We start from the raw sequence: 19,998 nt of genomic DNA, 5'->3' as shown, positions 1-19,998 counted from the left end.
GTCATACAGACTGGAATGCTTCCAGTACCGAGTTGACTGTCGTGAACTCCATATCCACCCTCGCCAACACCGGCCGCCTCAACACCAACACCGGCACCCCACGCTCCCTTGCCACTTCCAGCTTCGGCTCCGTAGCCGTGCTGCCGCTGTTCTTGCTGATCAGCACATCAATCTGCCGCCGCTCAAACAACGCCCGCTCGTCCTCGATCAAAAACGGCCCACGGGCGCCAATCACTTCGCAGCGTTCGTTGCCGGGGTACACATCCAGTGCGCGCAACGTCCAGAACTGCTCGGAGGGAATTTCGTCGAGGTGCTGCAACGGCTCGCGGCCCAGCGTGAACAGCGGTCGCTTGAAGGGCTTGAGGGCTTCGATCAACTGCGCCCAGTCACTGACTTCGCGCCATTCGTCACCCACCTGTGGCTGCCATGCCGGGCGGCGCAGGGCCCAGCAGGCAACGTCGCACAAACCGGCGGCGCGGGCTGCATTGGCGCTGATCTGTGCGGCATATGGATGAGTCGCGTCCAGCACCAGCTCGATACCTTCATCGCGAATGAACTGCGCCAAGCCTTCAGCGCCGCCATAGCCGCCGACGCGCACCTGGCACCTAAGGTCGGTCGGAACGCGGCCAACGCCCGCCAGGCTGTAGATATGCTCGGGCCCCAGTGTGCGGGCAATGGCCAGGGCTTCCGTCACGCCGCCCAGCAGCAGGATGCGTTTCATAGCGGCTTGGTCACTTCCAGCAAGGTGATCGGCAGCGCCTGGCGCCAGGTATCAAAGCCCCCCAGCGGCTGGGCCTGGGCCACGTGAATGCGGGTCAGCTCGCCGCCGTGTTGTTCGCGCCAGGCCATCAGGGTCATTTCGCTTTGCAGGGTCACGGCGTTGGCCACCAGCCGGCCGCCGGGGCGCAGCTGTTGCCAGCAGGTGTCGAGCACGCCGTCACGGGTTACGCCGCCGCCGATGAAGATTGCGTCCGGCGCTTCGAGGTCTGCGAGGGCGTGGGGCGCAGTGCCGCGAATCAGTTGCAGGCCGGGGACGCCCAGGGCATCACGGTTGTGCTCGATCAGCAGTTGCCGGCCTTCATCGGCCTCGATGGCCAGGGCCCGGCAGCTGGGGTGGGCACGCATCCATTCGATCCCGATGGAGCCGCTGCCCGCGCCCACATCCCACAGCAGTTCGCCGGGCATTGGCGCGAGGCGGGCGAGGGTCATGGCGCGTACGTCACGCTTGGTCAACTGGCCGTCGTGCTTGAACGCCGAATCCGGCAACCCCGCCAGGCGTGACAGGCGTGACAGGCGCGGTGAGTTGGCGTCAGCCACGCAGTCGATGGCCACCAGATTCAATGCAGCAATCGGCTCGCCCTGCCAGTCCTGGGCGATACCGTCGACGCGCCGCTCATCCGGCCCACCCAGGTGTTCAAACACACTCAGGCGACTTGCGCCAAACCCACGCTCGGCCAACTGCGCTGCGACAGCCGCCGGGCTCTGGCCATCATTGCTCAGCACCAGCAAACGCACGCCGGTGGCCAGGTGCGCATTCAGCGCCGCCAACGGCCGGGCAACCACCGACAGTGTCACCACGTCCTGCAACGGCCAGCCCAAACGCGCCGCCGCCAGCGACACGGAAGAAGGCGCCGGCAGAATCAGCAGCTCATCGGCGGGCAGCTGCCGCGCCAGGCTCGCGCCCACGCCATAGAACATCGGATCGCCGCTGGCCAGCACGCACACCGCCTCACCACGGCGCGCCAGCACCGGCTCCAGGGAAAACGGGCTGGGCCACAACTGGCGTTCGCCGCGAATGCACACGGGCAACAAGTCCAGCTGGCGTTGGCCGCCAACTATGCGAGAGGCGCGCAACAGAGCGTGCCGGGCGTTTCTGCCCAGGCCCTTGAAGCCGTCTTCACCGATGCCTACTACCGTCAGCCAGGGCGACATATGAATTCCTTGAACGACATCCGACGGGCAGGCTTTTCATGCCGCCGGACAAAGCAGGCATAATACCGCGCCTTTACCCGTGAACCGGTAGCCCTGTGAAACCAACACCATCGTCCAATACCTTGCGCCCCTCGGCCTGTCCGGGGTTGCTGCGTATTGTCCAGGCGTTGGATGGCGGGATTTGCCGGATCAAACTGGCCGGTGGTTCGATCCGCGCCGAGCAGGCGTTTGCCGTGGCCGACGCGGCCCAGGCCTATGCCGGCGGGGTGATCGAGGCGACCAACCGCGCCAACCTGCAAATCCGCGGAATTGGCGCCGAACAGGATGCATTGATCGCGGCCTTGCTGGCCGCCGACCTGGGCCCCAGAAGCGCCGCCGGGGACGATGTGCGCAACCTGATGCTCAGCCCCAGCGCCGGTATCGACCGCGACATGCTGTTCGACACCCGGCCGTTGGCGGACGAGATCCTCGTCACCCTGGAAACCCACCCACGCTTTCATGAGTTGTCGGCCAAGTTCGCCGTGCAACTGGACGGTGGTGAAGCCCTGGCGATGCTCGAGCATCACCACGACCTGTGGCTGTCGGCCTTCGACGCCAATGGCCAGACGCTGTTGGCGTTCGGCCTGGCAGGTTGCCCGGCGCAGGACGCGCCCTTGGCGGCCGTGCCTTTGGCGCAAGGGCATGCATTGGTGGTGGCGGTTCTGGAACGCTTCCTTGCACTGGCCCGGCCTGAACAAAACCGCATGCGGCACCTGCTGGCCGAAACGTCTGTGGATAACTTCCTGGGGCAAATAAGCCTGCCGTTGCAGCCTGTCGACGGCTTCTCGCGCCGCGCAAACCCTGCGCCGCTGCACCTGGGAAGTTATCCACAGCACCAAAAAAACCGGGTCTACGTTGCCGGCGTCGCACCCTTGGGCCGCCTCGATTCGGCGATGCTCAGGGGCGCCGCGCAACTGGCCGTCGACCATGGCGACGCCACCCTGCGTGTCACGCCCTGGCAAGGCCTGCTGCTGCCCAATATCCGGGACGCGGCGGCTGTGACCGAACGCCTCGAACAGCTTGGCTTTCTGTGTTCTGTGGACCAACCCCTGGCGCGCCTGATCGCCTGCACCGGTTCCAGCGGCTGCGCCAAAGGCCTTTGCGACACCAAGGCCGACGCCCTGCACCTGGCCACGCTTGCCCCCGGCCACAACGTGCACCTGTCCGGCTGCCCGCGTTCCTGCGCTGCCGCACACACCGCGCCGGTCACCTTGCTGGCGGTGAGCCCCGGCCACTACGACCTCTATTTTCGCGACGCAGGCCTGCCCGGTTTCGGCCGCCTGCACGCGCGCACTCTTTCCATTGAAGCGGCGGGCGCCGTGTTGCGCGCCCACCCACGGAGCAACACCGATGATTGATTACATCCGCGACGGTCAGGAGATCTATCGCAACTCCTTCGCGATCATTCGCGCAGAAGCCAAGCTTGATCGCATTCCTGCCGACCTGGAAAAACTCGCCGTGCGGGTGATTCATGCCTGCGGCATGGTCGACGCCATCGACGGCCTGCAATTTTCCGAGGGCGCGGGCAAGGCCGGGCGCGAAGCCCTGGCCGCCGGCGCGCCGATTCTGTGTGATGCGCGGATGGTCTCCGAAGGCGTAACCCGCACCCGTCTGCCGGCCAACAATCAGGTGATCTGCACCCTGCGCGATGACAGCGTGCCGGAGTTGGCCCGCGAGCTGGGCAACACCCGTTCCGCCGCCGCCCTGGAGCTGTGGCGCCCGCACCTGGAAGGCAGTGTGGTGGTGATTGGCAATGCCCCGACCGCCTTGTTCTACCTGCTGGAAATGCTCGACGCCGGTGCGCCAAAACCCGCGTTGATCCTCGGTTTCCCGGTGGGTTTTGTCGGCGCCGCCGAATCCAAGGCGATGCTGGCTGCAGACAGCCGTGGCGTACCGTTCGTGATCATGCAGGGCCGCCTGGGCGGCAGTGCGATGGCCGCCGCCGCGGTGAACGCCTTGGCCACGGAGGTCGAATAATGCCGGCACGCGGACGTTTGATTGGCCTGGGCGTAGGCCCTGGTGACCCGGAACTTATCACCCTCAAGGCCCTGCGCCTGTTGCGCGAATCGCCGGTGGTGGCGTACTTCGTGGCCAAGGGCAAGAAGGGCAACGCCTTCGGCATCATCGAAGACCATTTGGTGCCGCAACAAACCCTGATGCCGCTGGTGTACCCGGTGACCACCGAAGTGTTGCCGGCGCCGCTGTCCTACGAGCAAGTGATCAGCGACTTCTACGACACCGCCAGTGTCGACGTTGCCGCGCACCTGGATGCCGGGCGCGATGTGGCGGTGATCTGCGAAGGCGATCCGTTCTTCTACGGTTCCTACATGTATCTGCACGACCGCCTGGCCGAGCGCTACGAAGCCCAGGTGATCCCGGGCGTGTGCTCGATGCTCGGTGGCGCCTCGGTGCTGGGCGCGCCGTTGGTGTATCGCAACCAGAGCCTGTCGGTGCTCTCCGGCGTGTTGCCCCACGACGAACTCAAGCGTCGCCTGGCGGATGCCGATGCGGCGGTGATCATGAAGCTGGGGCGCAACTTCACCAAGGTGCGCCAGGTATTGGAAGAACTGGGCCTGGCGAGCCGGGCGTTGTACGTCGAGCGTGCGACCATGGCCAATCAGAAAATCGTCGCCCTGAACGAAGTCGATCCAACGTCCTCGCCATATTTCTCGCTGATCATCGTTCCTGGTGAAAGGTGGCAAGGCTGATGACGAGTCCCGCGATTGTCATCCTGGGGCAGGGCAGCCTCCCCACGGCCCGGGCTATCCAGCAGGTGTATCCCGACGCGCTGATCCACGGCCTGGCCGGGCGGGTCGAGGGCGCAGACCAGTCCTACACCGAGTTCGGCGCAACCCTGCGCCAGTTGTATCAACAGGGCACGTCGATCATTGCGTTGTGCGCCGCCGGAATTGTGATCCGCACCCTGGCGCCGCTGCTGCTGGAGAAAGGCGTGGAGCCTGCCGTGCTGGCAGTCGCCGAAGACGGCAGCGCGGTAGTGCCGCTGCTCGGTGGCCTCGGCGGTGTGAACGTAATGGCGCGTGAAATCGCTGCTGCGTTGGGCGTTGCCGCTGCGATCACCACCAGTGGCGAGCTGCGTTTCGGCACCTGCCTGCTCAACCCTCCCAGCGGTTATCAGCTCGCAGATCTGGAGCTGGGCAAGCGCTTTGTGTCGGACTTGCTGGCGGGCGAATCGGTGCGCATCGAAGGTGCTGCGCCGTGGCTGGATCAGGCCAATTTGCCCCAGGATCAGCAGGCGCGACTGGCGATCCACGTGGGCAGTGCCCAGCGCACGCCTGCGGCGAATGAACTGCTGATTTATCCGAAGAACGTGTTGGTCACCTGCCAGCCAGGGCCGCAATTGGCCTCGCGCATTCGTGCGGCGTTGCAGGATGCAGGGCTCGCCGTGCAGTCACTGGCGTGCCTGCTGGCGGCTGAAACGGAGATGGCTGATTCGTCATTGCACGAAGCTTCAGTCGAGTTGGACGTACCGTTGCGCTTTGCCGATTTGGCGACCCAGGCCGACATCGCGATCACGGTCGCCGATGCCCCTCTGAACCTGTCCTTGATCGGTCGTCCTCGTGGACGCCTGGCAGTCATCGGCCTGGGCCCCGGCGCTGCCGAGCTGATGGTGCCGGCGGTAAAGGCCGAACTGGCCCGCTGCACCGACGTGCTGGGTTACGAAACCTACGTGCGCATGGCCGGGCCGTTCCGGCCGGACCAGATCCAGCATTGCACCGACAACCGCGAAGAAATGCAGCGCGCCCGCCACGCCTTTGAGCTGGCGGCGCAGGGGCGTTCGGTGGTGGTGGTGTCCTCGGGTGACCCGGGCGTATTCGCCATGGCCGCTGCGGTGATCGAAGCCTTGCACGAATCCAGCGACCCGGCCTGGCATCAGGTCGACCTGGAGATCCTGCCGGGCGTATCGGCATCCCTGGCCACGGCGGCCCAGGCGGGAGCACCGCTGGGGCATGACTTCTGCGTGATGTCGCTGTCGGACAACCTCAAGCCCTGGGCGATCATCGAGAAGCGCCTGGACCTGGCGTCCCAGGCCGACCTGGCGCTGGCGTTCTACAACCCGATTTCCCGTGCGCGGCCGTGGCAGTTGGGGCGCGCCCTGGAGATCGTCGCGCAGCACCGCGCGGCCGAGACGCCGGTGGTGTTGGGCCGTGATATCGGTCGTCCGGGGCAGACCCTGCGCGTCACCACACTGGGGCAACTGACCCCGGAGCAGGTGGACATGCGCACCATGGTGCTCATCGGCTCGTCCACCACCTGCGTATTCCCCCGCGCCGGTGGCGGTGAGTGGGTGTACACGCCACGTTGGTACGGCGAGAAACCGGCCTCCTGAAACACGGTGGCCCCGCAATGGGGCCACCTTGAAAAAGCCATCAGGTGATGGAAGAAAGGTCTGCTTGCCGAGCCGTTCTGGCGCCAGATCGAGTCTTACCTTTCTCTACGGGGCGAAGAAAAACACCGCGTCTTTTCGCAGCACAGGTTCATCCCCAATGTTTGCTCAGCGTCGCCGCACGGGCTGATTTTTCCTGCGTGCAGCAGCGCGTCCTGTCGTCAATTTCCTGTAGCTCAAGATCTCCGGCAACTCGACTAGTGTTGGCGTTAAGCCCCATGTTGGGGGTTATGGAGAAATGGCTATGGAGCGAAATAACAGACGGATCAACAGCGCAAAAAGGAGGAGGCTGATTTCCGCTTACCGGCTTCCGGGGGCGTCCAGCCTGTCGTCCGGGTCGAGCCCGCCGATAAAGGCTGACGATGATGATTTGAATGCGGCGGTGGTGAACAACAGCGTCATGTCGTTTGTGGACGGCATGACCAGTCTCAACAAGGAGTACACCCGCAAGAGCTATTTGCTGGCGAGCAGCTACGTCAGCGATGTGTTGCGCATCGCCCGGGGAAGCGAGGCCTGGTACGACGAGTTCATCAAGGTGATGACCAGCCTGGGCTGGATCCCGGTGAGGAGCAGTTTTGAGCGGGTGTACACGACCCGCAAAGGGCTGTCGGTGCAGTTGGCGGCGCTGAACCTGGTAGCGGCCACGGTGGCTTCGACGTTCCTGTCGGGGCCGCTGATCAGTGCGCTGCCCAAGCTGGTGGGTGATGCAGTGGAGGCCTTGAAGCAGCTTCCGGCCTCGTTCGAGTTGTTCAAACGCAATACCACGACCCGCGACGGTGGTGATTTCGGCTTGGCGTCCTGTTCGGAAACGGCCGGAGAGGTCTCGATGGTGTTGGTGACTTACAGTTCCCACGGCGTCAGCAAGCAGTTGGGCATACCGTTTCTGGAGTGGGACAGTGCCTCCGTTGAAGCCTTCAGTGGCCGCACGTGCCTGGTGCTGAACAGCTCGGTGGTCAATGAATCCACGATTCAACTGCTGCGGGACAGCGCAGGGGACAAGGTCCGCCTGGCTATCGCCAAATACAGGATTTGAGCGTTACGGCACCAGGTAGCCGCGTACACCGGTAAAGATGATTTGCGCGGCCAGGGCACACACAAACAGCCCCATCAACCGGCTGACAATCTGCAAGCCCTGGTCGCCGAGGATGCGTTCGATACGGTTGGACAGGTACAGCACCACGCCCACCGTGAGGCTGGCCAGGGCGATGCTGAGGATGGCGGTGATCTTGTCGTCCCAGTGCGGCTGGCTGACGCCCATCACCAGCAGTGCACCGATGGTGCCGGGGCCGACGGTCAGGGGAATGGTCAGCGGCACGATGGTCACGTCCTGCTGCACGTTGTCGGTCTGCACGGCCGACTTGCCTTGGGCCATGCCCAGGGCCGAGATAAACAGCACACTGCCGGCGCCGATGCGGAAGGCGTCGACGGTGATGCCGAACACACTGAAAATCACCCGGCCGAACAGGTAGAGCAACACGCTCGAGACCAGGGTGGCGAGGGCCACTTTCCAGGCCAGGCGCCGCCGCTCTTTGCTGGAGTAGCCGCGGGTCAGGCTGATAAAGCAGGAGAGCACGAAGAAGGGGCTGTAGAGCACCAGCATCTTCAGGTAAACGCTGAATAACACATGGAGCATGGGCGCGGCTCGCGGCGGGGACGTGTGGGGAGTCTATCAGGCGCCACGGAACAAATGTGGGAGCTGGCTTGCCTGCGATGGCGGTGTGTCAGGCACCCATGTTTGTGGCTGATACACCGCCATCGCAGGCAGCTCCCACAGGGAGATCCTGTTTCAGGTCAGGTAGGGGCGTGTTCCGGCCGTTGTGCCCGTTGCGCCACCCAATATTCCACCAGCTCGCGCAGTTGCGACAACTCCACTGGCTTGGCCATGTGCCCGTCCATCCCGGCCTGGCGTGCACGCTCTTTGTGTTCTGACAGAATGTGCGCCGTCAGCGCCACGATCGGCGTACGAATGCGCTGGTTGCTGACTTCCCACGCCCGCAGTTGCTGGGTGGCGGAGAAGCCGTCGAGGATCGGCATTTCACAGTCCATCAACACCAGGTCGTAGCGCTGGGCCTTCATCGCTTGCAGGGCTTCTTCGCCGTTGCTGGCAGTGTCGGGCTGCAGGTTGAGCTTGCCGAGCATGCCGCGAATCACCTTGGTGGAGATGCTGTTGTCTTCCGCCACCAGGATCCGGAAATCACTCGGCACCGTCACCGGGACGGGCGCGCTGATCGCGGGCTGGCGAGGTTGCACGGTGCCTTTGCTTCGCTGGGTCAACTCGTCGGCAAGCGTGGTCTTGAGGGTATAGCCGGCCACGGGTTTGGCGAGGATGCGTTTGATCCCGCAGTTGCGCGCGATGATCTTGCTCGGCGCGTTGCTGATGCCGGTGAGCATGATCAGCAATATGTCGTGGTTCAGGCTCGGGTCTTCCTTGATCTTCGCCGCCAGTTGCATGCCGGTCATGCCGGGCATGTTCTGGTCCAGCAGCACCACGTCGAAATAGTCCCGCAGGTGCGCCTTGGTGCGCAGCAGCGCCAGGGCTTCCTTGCCCGAAGGCACAGCGCTGACGTTCAGGCCCCAGGCCGTGCATTGCTGCACCAGCACTTTGCGGCAGGTGTCGTTGTCGTCCACCACCAGCACGCGAGCGCCCTGGAGCGGGCCGTCGAGGTCGGAGGTCGGATGCTCGAGGCGTTCCGGGTCCAGCGGCAAGGTCAGCCACAAGGTGCTGCCCTGTTGGCTGCCGCTCTTGATGCCGAATTCGCCATTCATCAACAGGATCAACTGGCGGGCGATGACCAGGCCCAGATGGCCGCTCAGGCGTGTGGCCGAGAGGAAATTCTTGCTGTGCAACTCGCTGTGCAGCAGGGCGTCGCGCTCGGCGGGTTCCATTGGCAGGCCACTGTCTTGCACGGCGATGCGCAGGCGCGGTTTGCTGCTGCGCTCGTCCAGCGCGACGACGATCAGCACTTCGCCTTCATCGGTTTTTTGCAGGGCGTTTTCCAGCAGGCTCAACATTGCCTGGCGCAGGCGGGTCGGGTCGCCGCTGATCACCCGTGGCACCTGGGGCTGGATAAAGCTGATCAGCTCGACGTTCTGCTGTTCGGCCTTGGCGCGGAAAATACTCAGGCAGTCTTCGATCAGCGCGTTGAGGTCGAATTGCACGTCGTCCAGTTCGATCTGCCCGGACTCCAGCTTGGAGATGTCGAGGATCTCGTTGATCAGGGTGAGCAGTTCATTGCCGGCGCTGTGGATGGTTTGCACATAGTCCCGCTGTTTGACCGACAGCGGCGTGCCCAACAGCAGTTCGGTCATGCCCAGCACGCCGTTCATGGGGGTGCGGATTTCGTGGCTGATCTTCGCCAGGAACTCGGCCTTGGCGGCGATCTCGGCATTGCTGGCCGCCAGGTCGCGGCTGAGGCTGAAGTTGTCTTCGGTGATGGCGCGCTGGCGTTCGCCCAGGGCCAGGCTCATCAACAAGCCGCTGAGGCAGATAAAACCGAGCAAGGTGACGATCAGACCTTGGGGCGCCACCAGTGTCAGGCCCAGCAATGCGGGCAGGATAATCAGGGTGCCAATGTTGAAGATCACCATCGCCAGCATGAACAGCCGCGCCGGGCGATAACCTTTTTGCCAGTGATACGCCGAAACGAACAACATGCTCAGGCCGGCCAGCGCCACCAGGGCGTAGGTGATGATGTTCAGGGGCAGTGTGTTGACGAACAGCAGCAACAGCCCGACCAGGACGATCAGCAGGATGTCGGCCATCAACAGCTTGTTCAGCGGATGCGGGCCCAGGGGCGCAAAGAAACGGTAGGCGAACATCAGCCCGCATGGCGCCGTCAGCAGCAGGGCGAGGTAGGCGCCGGGGGTTTGTACCGCGTGCCAGTTCGGCAGCCATGGCCCCACCACATTGAGCAGCAGCGCCAGGCTGAGCAGCAACAGCACTTCGCAGGCGGCGAGCCACAGGCTGCTGCGGGAGCGATGGTAGGCGTAGCGAGTCAGGTTGTGCAGGATCAGCATCACCAGGCAGCCGAACAGCAGCCCGTAGATCAGCGTCTGGTTCTGGTTGGCCGCCGCCAGTACGGCGGGCTCCAGGGTGATGTACGGGCGCAGTTCGTGTTCCGAGACCAGGCGCAGGTACACGTCCAGCGGCTTCTGGCTCTGAGGCATCGGCAGCATGAAGTCGCTGCTGGGCAGCGGGCGCTCGGCCTGGGGCTGGCGGGTGCCGGTGGCTTGCTGCTCCACCAGGGTGTCGCCGTCGAGTACGTACAGGTTCAGGTGTGACAGGTCAGGGGCGAATACCCGCAGCACTTGCTCGTGCTTGCCGGGTTGCAGCCTGAAACGTACCCACAACGCACCGTCCGGTTGCGCGGCGGTAATCCGGTCCAGTTCGATGGGGCTGAATTGATTGATGTAGCGGGGCGAGCGGATATCGCTCAGTTGCAGATCGGCCTGTTCATCAAGCAATACCGCCCAGCCACTGCCTTGTGCGGCGGCCTGGGCCGGAAGCAAGCAGAGCAAGGTCAGCAGACTGACAGTGAAACCTATGGCGATCCTGAGCCAGCGCACGGCGAAATCCCTTCGTAGGTTGATGCATGGGTATAACTATGCGCGGGGCCACAAGAGTAGGGCAAGGGCAAAACGCCCCTGCCTAACCGAACGGATAGCTGTTTACTGACTTTCGCCACGCTCGCGGGCAATGGCACGGTAGCCAATGTCGGTGCGATAGAAGCAGCCCTTCCAGTCGATTTTTGCCGCCAGCATGTACGCCTGTTGCTGGGCGGCATCTACGCTGCTGCCCATGGCGGTTGCGCACAATACGCGACCACCGGCGGTGACAACCTTGCCATCCTTGAGCGCGGTGCCCGCATGGAACACCTTGCCTTCCAGCGTAGCAGCCGCATCCAGACCTTCAATCACATCGCCCTTGGCGTAGTCGGCCGGGTAGCCGCCGGCGGCCAGCACGATGCCGACGCTCGGGCGCGGGTCCCACTGGGCTTCTACCTTGTCCAGGGCCTGGGCCAGCGCAGCTTCCACCAGCAGCACCAGGCTCGATTGCAGGCGCAGCATCACCGGTTGGGTTTCCGGATCGCCGAAGCGGCAGTTGAACTCGATGACTTTCGGGTTGCCGGCCTTGTCGATCATCAAGCCGGCGTACAGGAAACCGGTGTACACATTGCCTTCGTCGGCCATGCCGCGCACGGTTGGCCAGATCACCAGGTCCATCACGCGTTTGTGCACTTCGGCGGTGACTACCGGGGCAGGGGAGTAGGCACCCATGCCGCCGGTGTTCGGGCCGCTGTCGCCGTCGCCAACACGTTTGTGGTCCTGGCTGGTGGCCATCGGCAGCACGTTCTTGCCGTCGACCATCACGATGAAGCTGGCTTCTTCGCCGTCGAGGAACTCCTCGATGACGACGCGCGAACCCGCTTCACCGAAAGCGTTGCCGGCGAGCATGTCGCGTACGGCGTCTTCGGCCTCACTCAGGGTCATAGCGACGATCACGCCTTTGCCGGCGGCCAGGCCGTCGGCCTTGATCACGATCGGTGCACCGACCTCACGCAGGTAAGCCAGGGCTGGCTCGATCTCGGTGAAGTTCTGGTAGTCGGCAGTCGGGATCTTGTGGCGAGCCAGGAAGTCCTTGGTGAAGGCTTTCGAGCCTTCCAGCTGGGCAGCGCCGGCGGTAGGGCCGAAGCAATCCAGGCCACGGCTGCGGAACAGGTCCACAACGCCGGCTACCAGCGGCACTTCCGGCCCGACGATGGTCAGGGAAACGTTTTTCTCGGCAAAGTCTGCCAGCTGCTCAAGGGCCAGCACGTCGATGGCGACGTTTTCGCACTTGGCTTCAATGGCGGTGCCGGCGTTGCCGGGTGCAACGAAAACTTTCTGGACGCGCGGGTCCTGGGCAACTTTCCAGGCCAGGGCGTGTTCACGGCCACCGCTGCCAATGATCAAAACATTCATTTCAAAAACCTCGGATGACGCTGAATTCTGAAGACCACGGTGGGTGGCTTTTCTGTGGGAGCTGGCTTGCCTGCGATGCGGGCGCCTCGGTGTATCAGGTGCACCGAGGTGATGCTATCGCAGGCAAGCCAGCTCCCACAGGAGCCAGTGCCCACCAGTCAATTGGATCAGTGGCGGAAGTGACGCATGCCGGTAAAGACCATGGCGATGCCGGCTTCGTCTGCAGCAGCGATGACTTCAGCATCACGCATCGAACCGCCCGGTTGGATCACCGCGGTAACACCGGCTTTCGCGGCGTTGTCCAGGCCATCACGGAACGGGAAGAATGCGTCGGACGCCATCACCGAACCCTGCACCTGCAAGCCGGCATGTTCCGCCTTGATCGCGGCAATACGTGCCGAGTTCACGCGGCTCATCTGGCCCGCGCCGACACCGATGGTCTGGCGGTTCTTGGCGTAGACGATGGCGTTGGATTTAACGTACTTGGCGACTTTCCAGGCGAAGATCAGGTCGTTGATTTCCTGTTCGGTCGGGGCGCGCTTGGTCACTACTTTCAGGTCAGCGCTGCCGATCATGCCGATGTCGCGGCTCTGTACCAGCAAGCCGCCGTTGACGCGCTTGTAGTCCCAGGCAGCGGCACGCTCGGCCGACCACTCGCCGCAGGCCAGCAGGCGCACATTGGCCTTGGCAGCAACGATGGCGCGGGCTTCGTCGCTCACGGACGGGGCAATGATCACTTCAACAAACTGACGCTCGACGATCGCCTTGGCGGTCTCGGCGTCCAGCTCACGGTTGAAGGCGATGATGCCGCCGAAAGCCGACTCGGTGTCGGTGGCGTAGGCCAGTTCGTAGGCCTGGCGGATGCCGCCTTCAGCGTCCGGGCTCACGGCCACGCCGCACGGGTTGGCGTGCTTGACGATCACGCAGGCGGGCTTGACGAAGCTCTTCACACATTCCAGCGCGGCGTCGGTGTCGGCCACGTTGTTGTAGGACAGCTCTTTGCCTTGCAGTTGGGTTGCGGTGGCGATGCCGACTTCGGCAGGCTTGGCTTCAACGTAGAACGCCGCGCTCTGGTGCGGGTTCTCGCCGTAGCGCATTTCCTGGGCCTTGATGAACTGGCTGTTGAAGGTGCGCGGGAACTGGCTGCGGCCTTCTGTGCTGAGGGTTTCAGCCGCCTGGTTCACGGTGCCCATGTAGTTGGCGATCATGCCGTCGTAGGCGGCGGTGTGTTCGAAGGCCTTGAGCATCAGGTCGAAGCGCTGGGCGTAGGTCAGGCCGCCGGCTTTCAGGCTTTCCAGCACGTTGGCGTAGTCGCTGGCGTTCACCACGATGGCCACGTCTTTGTGGTTTTTTGCTGCGGAGCGAACCATGGTCGGGCCGCCGATATCGATGTTTTCGATGGCGGTCGGCAGGTCGCAGCCTGGCTTGTTGATGGTGGCTTCGAACGGGTAGAGGTTAACGGCCACCAGGTCGATCGGCTTGATGCCGTGCTCGGTCATGATGGCGTCGTCGATACCGCGACGACCGAGGATCCCGCCGTGGATTTTCGGGTGCAGGGTCTTGACCCGACCGTCCATCATTTCTGCGAAACCGGTGTAGTCCGCCACTTCCACTGCGGCCACGCCGTTGTCCTGCAGCAGTTTGAAGGTCCCGCCGGTGGAGAGAATCTCCACGCCCAGGGCTTCCAGCTCCCGGGCAAATTCGAGGATCCCGGTCTTGTCGGAGACACTGATCAAGGCACGGCGGATCGGCAGGCGGGTAGTCTGGTCGGTCATTTCAATTTCCATCAAAAGCAAAGGAGTCAGCAAAAAAGGCGACCGTTTTTACGCGGGCGCCTTTCTGGTTTGATTGAATGCTTACAGCAAATCGTACTGCTTGAGTTTCTTGCGCAGCGTGCCACGGTTCAGACCGAGCAGCTCACTGGCCTTGGTCTGGTTGCCCTTGACGTAGTTCATCACGCTTTCGAGCAACGGCGCTTCGACTTCGGAGAGCACCAGGTTGTACACGTCCGTGACGGCAGCGCCCTCAAGGTGGGCGAAATAATTGTGCAGCGCCTTCTCGACACTCCCGCGAAGGGTCTGGCCTTCTTCGCTCGGCGTGTTGAGGTGCTGTTTCAAATTGACGTTGTCGCTCACGGGTGTTGTTCCACTCACTAAAGTCTCGGTCATCATCGTCATGCGGCCACCCCTTCTCCGTCCCCTGTCACCAGGCTCTTGTAACGCTCGCTGAAGAACTCACGAACGTTGGCGCACTGTGCTTCCGTATCATCCAAACGATTGAAGTGGGCGCGAAACTCCCTGGCGCCCGGCAAGGTTGCGAGATACCAGCCCACATGCTTGCGAGCAATGCGTACTCCCATCACGTCTCCGTAGAAGGCGTGCAGGGCGGCCAGATGCTCTAGCAGAATACGTTCCACCTCGATCAACTCCGGTGCCGGCATGATTTCGCCGGTACGCAGAAAGTGCTCGATCTCACGAAAAATCCACGGCCGCCCCTGGGCAGCCCGGCCAATCAACAGGCCATCGGCGCCGGTCGCGTGCAGCACGCGCCGGGCTTTCTCGGCTGAATCGATGTCGCCGTTGGCAAAGACGGGAATCGACACCGCCTGCTTGATCGCGGCAATGGTGTCGTACTCGGCTTCACCGGTGTAAAGGTCGGCGCGGGTGCGGCCATGCACCGCCAGCGCTGTAATGCCCGCCTGCTCGGCGATCTTCGCCACCGTCAGGCCATTCTTGTTGTCCCGGTCCCAGCCGGTGCGGATCTTCAGGGTAACCGGCACATCCACTGCAGCGACAACGGCATGCAGGATCTCGCTCACCAACTGCTCATCCTTCAACAGGGCAGAGCCTGCGGCCTTGTTACAGACCTTCTTGGCCGGGCAACCCATGTTGATATCAATAATCTGCGCCCCCAACTCCACGTTGGCCCGGGCCGCATCCGCCAGCATTTGCGCATCACCGCCGGCGATCTGTACCGAGCGGGGCTCGGGATCACCTTCGTGGATCATGCGCATCCGCGATTTGCGGGTGTTCCACAAGCTCATGTCGCTGGTGACCATTTCCGAGACTACAAGCCCTGCGCCCAAACGCTTGCAAAGCTGACGAAAGGGCTGGTCGGTGACACCCGCCATCGGGGCGAGGATCAAGCCGTTGTGCAATGTGTATGGGCCGATGCGTACCGCCGACATAGGACTTCCCTGTTGTGGGGCCGGATCATTAGAGTTCGAAAAAGGGTTGGCATGATACCCGCTCTCGATGACTGGATAAAGGCTGAATTGGATAAAATCTGAACAGTTATTTTCTTATCGCCGCTGGTTTGGTCCAAGGCCGTGCAGTCAATAATCTGCCGTCAAACCCCGGCCGATGACCCGTTTCACTCGGGGGAGTGGAAGCTCAAGCTGTAATTCACCGCTTTGTTGCCCGGGTCGAGAATGTCCAGGGCGATGTGAATCGGCGTCTGGGAGGGCATCTCGGTCTGGCCTGCCAGCTCGCCGCTGAGGTACTCGGCCGGCTTGAAGCGACGACTGGCGATCATATTCCCGTTCATGTCAGCGAAGCGTAGCTCCAGCAACGGGAACGGTTGGGAGAATGTCGCGCGGTTATAGATGATCGCGTCCACTACCAGGGCGCCGGCGAACTCCGGGTGGCTGCGCACCACCAGGTTGCTGCTCTTGATGTGGGCGATATCAACGCGTGAGGGCACGGTGCAGCCCAGTTTCGGGCACAGTTCCTGGAACCACGGGCGGTAGGCGTCCTGGCGTGCCAGGTCGTCGAATTGGTAGGCGACGTATTGACCTGCCAGGCCGGCGGCGGCCAACAGTACCAACAGGCCCCAGAACAGGCGGCGGCCCCAGCCCGAAGAGCGCTTCTGGGAATACAGGTGCAGTGGGTCGTCTTCCAGGTCCGACAGCAGGTCGTCGTGGGCGCCCGCCTCTGGGCGAGGGCGTTTGCGTTTGGGCTGCGCGCGCTCCGGCAGTTCGGGTTCCGGCGTTTCTGCTGCGGCGGTCACCGGTGGATTGGGTTCGTCATCGACGGCGGCTGCGTGCAGCGGCGGTTCGTCGTCAGGCTCGGCCGCTTCAAACGACATCGACGGTTCGGTGCGCTTGGGTTTGCCGGGGCTTGCCTTGGCGGGTTGCGGTTCGTCGTCGCTCGGTTGCGGGGCTTGTGCCCTTTCGTCGCGCGGCTCGCTGAACAGGCTGGCGGCCCATTGCTCTTCCTCGGCCTTGGCGGTGTCGCGGCTGGCGCTGAGGGAGTCTTCCTTTTGCCGACGGTCGGCGCCGGGTTGGCGACGGTCTGCACCCACAGGCTGGGTGTGTTGAATCTCGCGGCGCTCCAGCTTGGCCAGTTCTTCGTCGAGGTCCAGGTTATCCAGGTCCAGCTCTTCGGCGGTCCATTGCTTCTGGCTGATGGCCCGCGGTGCTTCGGGTGGCGGTTCTACGGCTGCCGGTGGCTGGGCCGCAGGCGCATTGGCCCGCTGCTCCAGCAATTGGCGAGCGGCGTTGAACACTTGCAGGCACGAGCCACAGCGCACCACGCCACGGGCCACGCTCAATTGAGCATGGCTGACGCGAAAGCGCGCTTGGCAATGTGGGCACTGGGTGACGAAACTGTCGGTCATGCGGCCATCCGATTCATGCAGGCGCTCATTCTAGCGCCGACGACCGCTGATGCGTACCCAGCCGTCGCGGTTGGCGATCGGGTCCAGCTCGAAATCCCGGGCGTAGGCGGCGGCAACGTCTTCGCCCTGTTCGGCGAGGATGCCCGACAGCGCCAGGCGCCCGCCCGGCTTGACCAGGCTCGACAGCTGCGGCGCCAGGGCCACCAGCGGCCCGGCCAGGATATTGGCCACCAGCACGTCGGCCTGCACCTGGGGCAATTGCTCCGGCAGGTACAGCGGGAATTTCTCTTCGGCGATGTTATTGCGCCCGGCGTTGTCGCGGGAGGCTTCCAGGGCTTGCACGTCGATGTCGGTACCGACGGCTTCCTTGGCGCCCAGCAGCAGGGCGGCGATCGCCAGGATCCCCGAGCCGCAGCCGAAGTCCAGCACGTTGCAGTCTTGCAGGTCCTGGCCGTCGAGCCATTCCAGGCACAGGGCGGTGGTCGGGTGGGTACCGGTGCCGAACGCCAGGCCCGGGTCCAGCAGCAGGTTCACCGCGTCAGGCTCGGGGGCGGCGTGCCAGCTCGGCACGATCCACAGGCGCTGGCCAAAACGCATCGGCTGGAAGTTGTCCATCCAGCTGCGTTCCCAGTCCTGGTCTTCGATGATTTCGCTGTGATGTTCCGGCAACGGGCCGCCGGTGAGCAGTTCCATGTGGGCCAGGACGCTGGCGGCATCGGTGCCGTCTTCGAACAGGGCCAGCAGATGGGTGTGGGACCACAGTGGGGTGGTGTTCAGCTCGGGTTCGAAGATCGGCTGGTCTTCGGCGTCCATGAAGGTCACCGACACGGCGCCCACTTCGAGGAACGCGTCTTCGTAGGTTTCGGCTTGTTCTGGGCTGATGGCGAGACGGACTTGCAGCCAAGGCATGGCGGGCACCTTTGAAAAAATGAGTGTGCAGCGGGGTAGGGCTGCGAAAGACGCGCAAGTTTACGCGAGCGAACAGCAGAAGACGACACCACTGACTGAACGCAGGCTAAATGTGGGAGCTGGCTTGCCTGCGATAGCGTCGCCTCGGTCTGGCTGATAAATCGAGGTGTCTGCATCGCGGGCAAGCCCGGCTCCCACAAAAGCCAGCTCCCAGAGGGTTTTGTGGTGTTTTCTGTATCCCACAAACAACAAAGCCGCCCGAAGGCGGCTTTGTTGGGTGGAGCACTTCGCTTACTGATTAGCCAGCTTGTGTTCCAGGTAGTGAATGTTCACACCACCTTCGCAGAAGCCTTCATCGCGAACCAGATCCCGATGCAGCGGGATGTTGGTCTTGATGCCGTCTACCACGATTTCGTCCAGGGCGTTACGCATACGGGCCATGGCCTCGTCGCGGGTGGCGCCCCAGGTGATCAGCTTGCCGATCAGCGAGTCGTAGTTGGACGGAACCTTGTAGCCGCTGTACAGGTGCGAATCCACACGTACGCCGTTGCCGCCGGGCGCGTGGAAATGCTTGACCAGGCCAGGGCTTGGGATAAAGGTTTTCGGGTCTTCGGCGTTGATCCGGCACTCCAGCGAGTGGCCGTGGATCTTCACATCATCCTGGGTAAACGACAGCTCGTTGCCAGCGGCGATGCTCAGCATCTCCTTGACGATGTCGATACCGGTGACCATTTCCGAAACCGGGTGCTCTACCTGCACACGAGTGTTCATCTCGATGAAGTAGAAGCGACCGTTCTCGTACAGGAACTCGAAAGTGCCCGCGCCACGGTAGTTGATGTCGATGCACGCCTTGACGCAGCGAGCCAGTACTTCCTGGCGAGCGGTCTCGTCCAGGCCCGGTGCCGGAGCTTCTTCCAGTACCTTCTGGTGACGACGTTGCAGCGAGCAATCGCGGTCGCCCAGGTGGATGGCGTGGCCCTGGCCGTCGGACAGCACCTGCACTTCCACGTGACGTGGGTTGGTCAGGTACTTTTCCAGGTAGACCATCGGGTTGCCGAACCAGGCGGCAGCTTCCGAGCGAGTCTGCTTGGCGGCTTCGATCAGGTCTTCTTCCTTGTGCACCACGCGCATGCCGCGACCACCACCGCCACCGGCGGCCTTGATGATCACCGGGTAACCGACTTCGCGACCAATGCGCAGGGCGGTGGCCTCGTCTTCAGGCAGCGGGCCGTCGGAACCTGGAACGGTTGGCACGCCGGCAGCGATCATGGCGTCCTTGGCCGATACCTTGTCGCCCATCAGGCGAATGGTTTCGGCTTTCGGGCCGATGAAGGCAAACCCGGATTTCTCCACCTGTTCGGCGAAGTCGGCGTTTTCCGCGAGGAAGCCGTAGCCCGGGTGGATGCCATCAGCGCCGGTCACTTCAGCGGCAGCGATGATGTTCGAGACTTTCAGGTACGAGTTCGTGGCCAGTGGCGGGCCGATGCAAATGCTTTCGTCCGCCAGTTTCACGTGCATCAATTCGGTATCGGCCGTCGAGTAAACAGCGACGGTCTTGATGCCCTCTTCCTTACAGGCGCGCAGGATACGCAGCGCGATCTCGCCGCGGTTGGCGATCAGGACTTTTTGCAGTTTCTTCGCAGGTTTCAACATCGAAGGCGCTCCGCGGTTCAAACGATGGTGAACAGCGGCTGGTCGTACTCAACCGGCTGACCGTTTTCTACCAGGATGGATTCGATGACGCCGGCTTTTTCAGCCGTGATGTGGTTCATCATCTTCATCGCTTCAACGATGCAGATGGTGTCGCCCACTTTCACGGTTGCGCCGACTTCAACGAAGGCTGGCGAGGTCGGTGCCGGAGTGCGGTAGAAGGTACCGACCATTGGCGACTTGACCACGAAACCGTTCAGTTTAGGTGCAGCAGGTGCTTCGGCAGCGGCCGCAACCGGAGCAGCCACTGGCGCAGCGGCAGGGGCTGGCGCTTGCATCTGTGGCGCGTAGAACTGTTGGGCCGGGGTCTTGCTGTGACGGCTGATCCGTACGGATTCCTCGCCTTCCTTGATCTCCAGCTCGTCGATACCGGATTCTTCCAGCAGTTCGATCAGTTTCTTAACTTTACGGATATCCATGAATCA

At 63.1% G+C, this 19,998-nt stretch carries 17 protein-coding genes; 5 read left to right on the top strand and 12 right to left on the bottom strand.

The genetic code is table 11. From position 1 onward, the window contains the following. Position 1 precedes the first annotated feature (1 nt). Complete coding sequence (locus tag M2400_RS03600) at positions 2 to 721, bottom strand: cobalt-precorrin-6A reductase (protein ID WP_177076215.1); 720 nt, start codon at positions 719 to 721, stop codon at positions 2 to 4. After that, on the bottom strand, positions 718 to 1,932 hold the full coding sequence (cbiE, locus tag M2400_RS03595) for a precorrin-6y C5,15-methyltransferase (decarboxylating) subunit CbiE (RefSeq protein WP_259195333.1): 1,215 nt from the start codon (positions 1,930 to 1,932) through the stop codon (positions 718 to 720). The genes M2400_RS03600 and cbiE overlap by 4 nt, the downstream gene beginning before the upstream one ends. A 95-nt stretch (positions 1,933 to 2,027) precedes the next feature. Between cbiE and cobG the strand changes: the two genes are divergently transcribed. From cobG to M2400_RS03570, 5 genes are all read left to right on the top strand, one after another. Continuing rightward, positions 2,028 to 3,329: a precorrin-3B synthase gene (gene cobG / locus M2400_RS03590; protein WP_310503508.1), complete on the top strand. Its 1,302-nt coding sequence runs from the start codon at positions 2,028 to 2,030 to the stop codon at positions 3,327 to 3,329. Beyond that, positions 3,322 to 3,948 carry a precorrin-8X methylmutase gene (locus M2400_RS03585; RefSeq protein WP_010174005.1) on the top strand — a complete coding sequence of 209 codons (627 nt, stop codon included), beginning with the start codon at positions 3,322 to 3,324 and terminating at the stop codon, positions 3,946 to 3,948. The genes cobG and M2400_RS03585 overlap by 8 nt, the downstream gene beginning before the upstream one ends. Beyond that, the gene (locus tag M2400_RS03580; protein ID WP_177076217.1) at positions 3,948 to 4,679 is read left to right on the top strand and encodes a precorrin-2 C(20)-methyltransferase; all 732 of its coding nucleotides are present in this window, start codon (positions 3,948 to 3,950) and stop codon (positions 4,677 to 4,679) included. Before M2400_RS03585 ends, M2400_RS03580 begins: the two co-directional genes overlap by 1 nt. Next, complete coding sequence (cobJ, locus tag M2400_RS03575) at positions 4,679 to 6,319, top strand: precorrin-3B C(17)-methyltransferase (protein ID WP_259195334.1); 1,641 nt, start codon at positions 4,679 to 4,681, stop codon at positions 6,317 to 6,319. Before M2400_RS03580 ends, cobJ begins: the two co-directional genes overlap by 1 nt. Before the next feature lie 301 nt (positions 6,320 to 6,620). Further along, a complete protein-coding gene (locus M2400_RS03570; RefSeq protein WP_259195335.1) occupies positions 6,621 to 7,409 on the top strand; it encodes a hypothetical protein in 789 nt (262 codons plus the stop codon). A gap of 3 nt (positions 7,410 to 7,412) precedes the next feature. On the opposite strand, the gene M2400_RS03565 is transcribed toward M2400_RS03570, so the two are convergent. The 10 genes from M2400_RS03565 to accB form a co-directional block, all read right to left on the bottom strand. Next, positions 7,413 to 8,009: a MarC family protein gene (locus tag M2400_RS03565; protein ID WP_003217330.1), complete on the bottom strand. Its 597-nt coding sequence runs from the start codon at positions 8,007 to 8,009 to the stop codon at positions 7,413 to 7,415. A 158-nt stretch (positions 8,010 to 8,167) separates the two neighbouring features. After that, positions 8,168 to 10,942 carry a hybrid sensor histidine kinase/response regulator gene (locus tag M2400_RS03560; protein ID WP_177076223.1) on the bottom strand — a complete coding sequence of 925 codons (2,775 nt, stop codon included), beginning with the start codon at positions 10,940 to 10,942 and terminating at the stop codon, positions 8,168 to 8,170. A 102-nt stretch (positions 10,943 to 11,044) separates the two neighbouring features. Continuing rightward, positions 11,045 to 12,337, bottom strand: coding sequence for a phosphoribosylamine--glycine ligase (gene purD, locus M2400_RS03555; RefSeq protein ID WP_259195339.1), 1,293 nt, complete (start codon positions 12,335 to 12,337; stop codon positions 11,045 to 11,047). 167 nt (positions 12,338 to 12,504) lie between these two features. Further along, on the bottom strand, positions 12,505 to 14,112 hold the full coding sequence (purH, locus tag M2400_RS03550; RefSeq protein ID WP_010174016.1) for a bifunctional phosphoribosylaminoimidazolecarboxamide formyltransferase/IMP cyclohydrolase: 1,608 nt from the start codon (positions 14,110 to 14,112) through the stop codon (positions 12,505 to 12,507). Positions 14,113 to 14,193: 81 nt separating this feature from the next. Continuing rightward, positions 14,194 to 14,514 carry a DNA-binding transcriptional regulator Fis gene (gene fis, locus M2400_RS03545; RefSeq protein ID WP_003186237.1) on the bottom strand — a complete coding sequence of 107 codons (321 nt, stop codon included), beginning with the start codon at positions 14,512 to 14,514 and terminating at the stop codon, positions 14,194 to 14,196. Next, the gene (dusB, locus tag M2400_RS03540; RefSeq protein ID WP_177076227.1) at positions 14,511 to 15,524 is read right to left on the bottom strand and encodes a tRNA dihydrouridine synthase DusB; all 1,014 of its coding nucleotides are present in this window, start codon (positions 15,522 to 15,524) and stop codon (positions 14,511 to 14,513) included. Before dusB ends, fis begins: the two co-directional genes overlap by 4 nt. Positions 15,525 to 15,709: 185 nt before the next feature. After that, positions 15,710 to 16,954, bottom strand: coding sequence for a DUF3426 domain-containing protein (locus M2400_RS03535; RefSeq protein WP_259195343.1), 1,245 nt, complete (start codon positions 16,952 to 16,954; stop codon positions 15,710 to 15,712). Between the two features lie 30 nt (positions 16,955 to 16,984). Beyond that, positions 16,985 to 17,863, bottom strand: coding sequence for a 50S ribosomal protein L11 methyltransferase (gene prmA / locus M2400_RS03530; RefSeq protein ID WP_177120474.1), 879 nt, complete (start codon positions 17,861 to 17,863; stop codon positions 16,985 to 16,987). Positions 17,864 to 18,154: 291 nt separating this feature from the next. After that, positions 18,155 to 19,516, bottom strand: coding sequence for an acetyl-CoA carboxylase biotin carboxylase subunit (accC, locus tag M2400_RS03525; protein WP_177041409.1), 1,362 nt, complete (start codon positions 19,514 to 19,516; stop codon positions 18,155 to 18,157). A gap of 17 nt (positions 19,517 to 19,533) precedes the next feature. Next, entirely contained in the window at positions 19,534 to 19,992 is a 459-nt protein-coding gene (gene accB, locus M2400_RS03520) for an acetyl-CoA carboxylase biotin carboxyl carrier protein (protein ID WP_177041411.1), read from the bottom strand. Between the last annotated feature and the right edge of the window lie 6 nt (positions 19,993 to 19,998).

Source organism: Pseudomonas sp. BIGb0558 (assembly GCF_024807515.1).
GTDB lineage: Bacteria > Pseudomonadota > Gammaproteobacteria > Pseudomonadales > Pseudomonadaceae > Aquipseudomonas > Aquipseudomonas yamanorum_A.
Note: the sequence above shows the minus strand (reverse complement) of the source record. Positions and strands in the feature narration are given on the sequence as shown.

Excerpts from the sequence above, each read along its gene's own strand:
- M2400_RS03600 (WP_177076215.1), bottom strand. The coding sequence starts at position 721 with ATGAAACGCATCCTGCTGCTGGGCGGCGTGACGGAAGCCCTGGCCATT.
- cbiE (WP_259195333.1), bottom strand. The coding sequence starts at position 1,932 with ATGTCGCCCTGGCTGACGGTAGTAGGCATCGGTGAAGACGGCTTCAAG.
- M2400_RS03585 (WP_010174005.1), top strand. The coding sequence starts at position 3,322 with ATGATTGATTACATCCGCGACGGTCAGGAGATCTATCGCAACTCCTTC.
- M2400_RS03580 (WP_177076217.1), top strand. The coding sequence starts at position 3,948 with ATGCCGGCACGCGGACGTTTGATTGGCCTGGGCGTAGGCCCTGGTGAC.
- cobJ (WP_259195334.1), top strand. The coding sequence starts at position 4,679 with ATGACGAGTCCCGCGATTGTCATCCTGGGGCAGGGCAGCCTCCCCACG.
- M2400_RS03570 (WP_259195335.1), top strand. The coding sequence starts at position 6,621 with ATGGAGCGAAATAACAGACGGATCAACAGCGCAAAAAGGAGGAGGCTG.
- M2400_RS03565 (WP_003217330.1), bottom strand. The coding sequence starts at position 8,009 with ATGCTCCATGTGTTATTCAGCGTTTACCTGAAGATGCTGGTGCTCTAC.
- purD (WP_259195339.1), bottom strand. The coding sequence starts at position 12,337 with ATGAATGTTTTGATCATTGGCAGCGGTGGCCGTGAACACGCCCTGGCC.
- purH (WP_010174016.1), bottom strand. The coding sequence starts at position 14,112 with ATGACCGACCAGACTACCCGCCTGCCGATCCGCCGTGCCTTGATCAGT.
- fis (WP_003186237.1), bottom strand. The coding sequence starts at position 14,514 with ATGACGATGATGACCGAGACTTTAGTGAGTGGAACAACACCCGTGAGC.
- dusB (WP_177076227.1), bottom strand. The coding sequence starts at position 15,524 with ATGTCGGCGGTACGCATCGGCCCATACACATTGCACAACGGCTTGATC.
- M2400_RS03535 (WP_259195343.1), bottom strand. The coding sequence starts at position 16,954 with ATGACCGACAGTTTCGTCACCCAGTGCCCACATTGCCAAGCGCGCTTT.
- prmA (WP_177120474.1), bottom strand. The coding sequence starts at position 17,863 with ATGCCTTGGCTGCAAGTCCGTCTCGCCATCAGCCCAGAACAAGCCGAA.
- accC (WP_177041409.1), bottom strand. The coding sequence starts at position 19,516 with ATGTTGAAACCTGCGAAGAAACTGCAAAAAGTCCTGATCGCCAACCGC.
- accB (WP_177041411.1), bottom strand. The coding sequence starts at position 19,992 with ATGGATATCCGTAAAGTTAAGAAACTGATCGAACTGCTGGAAGAATCC.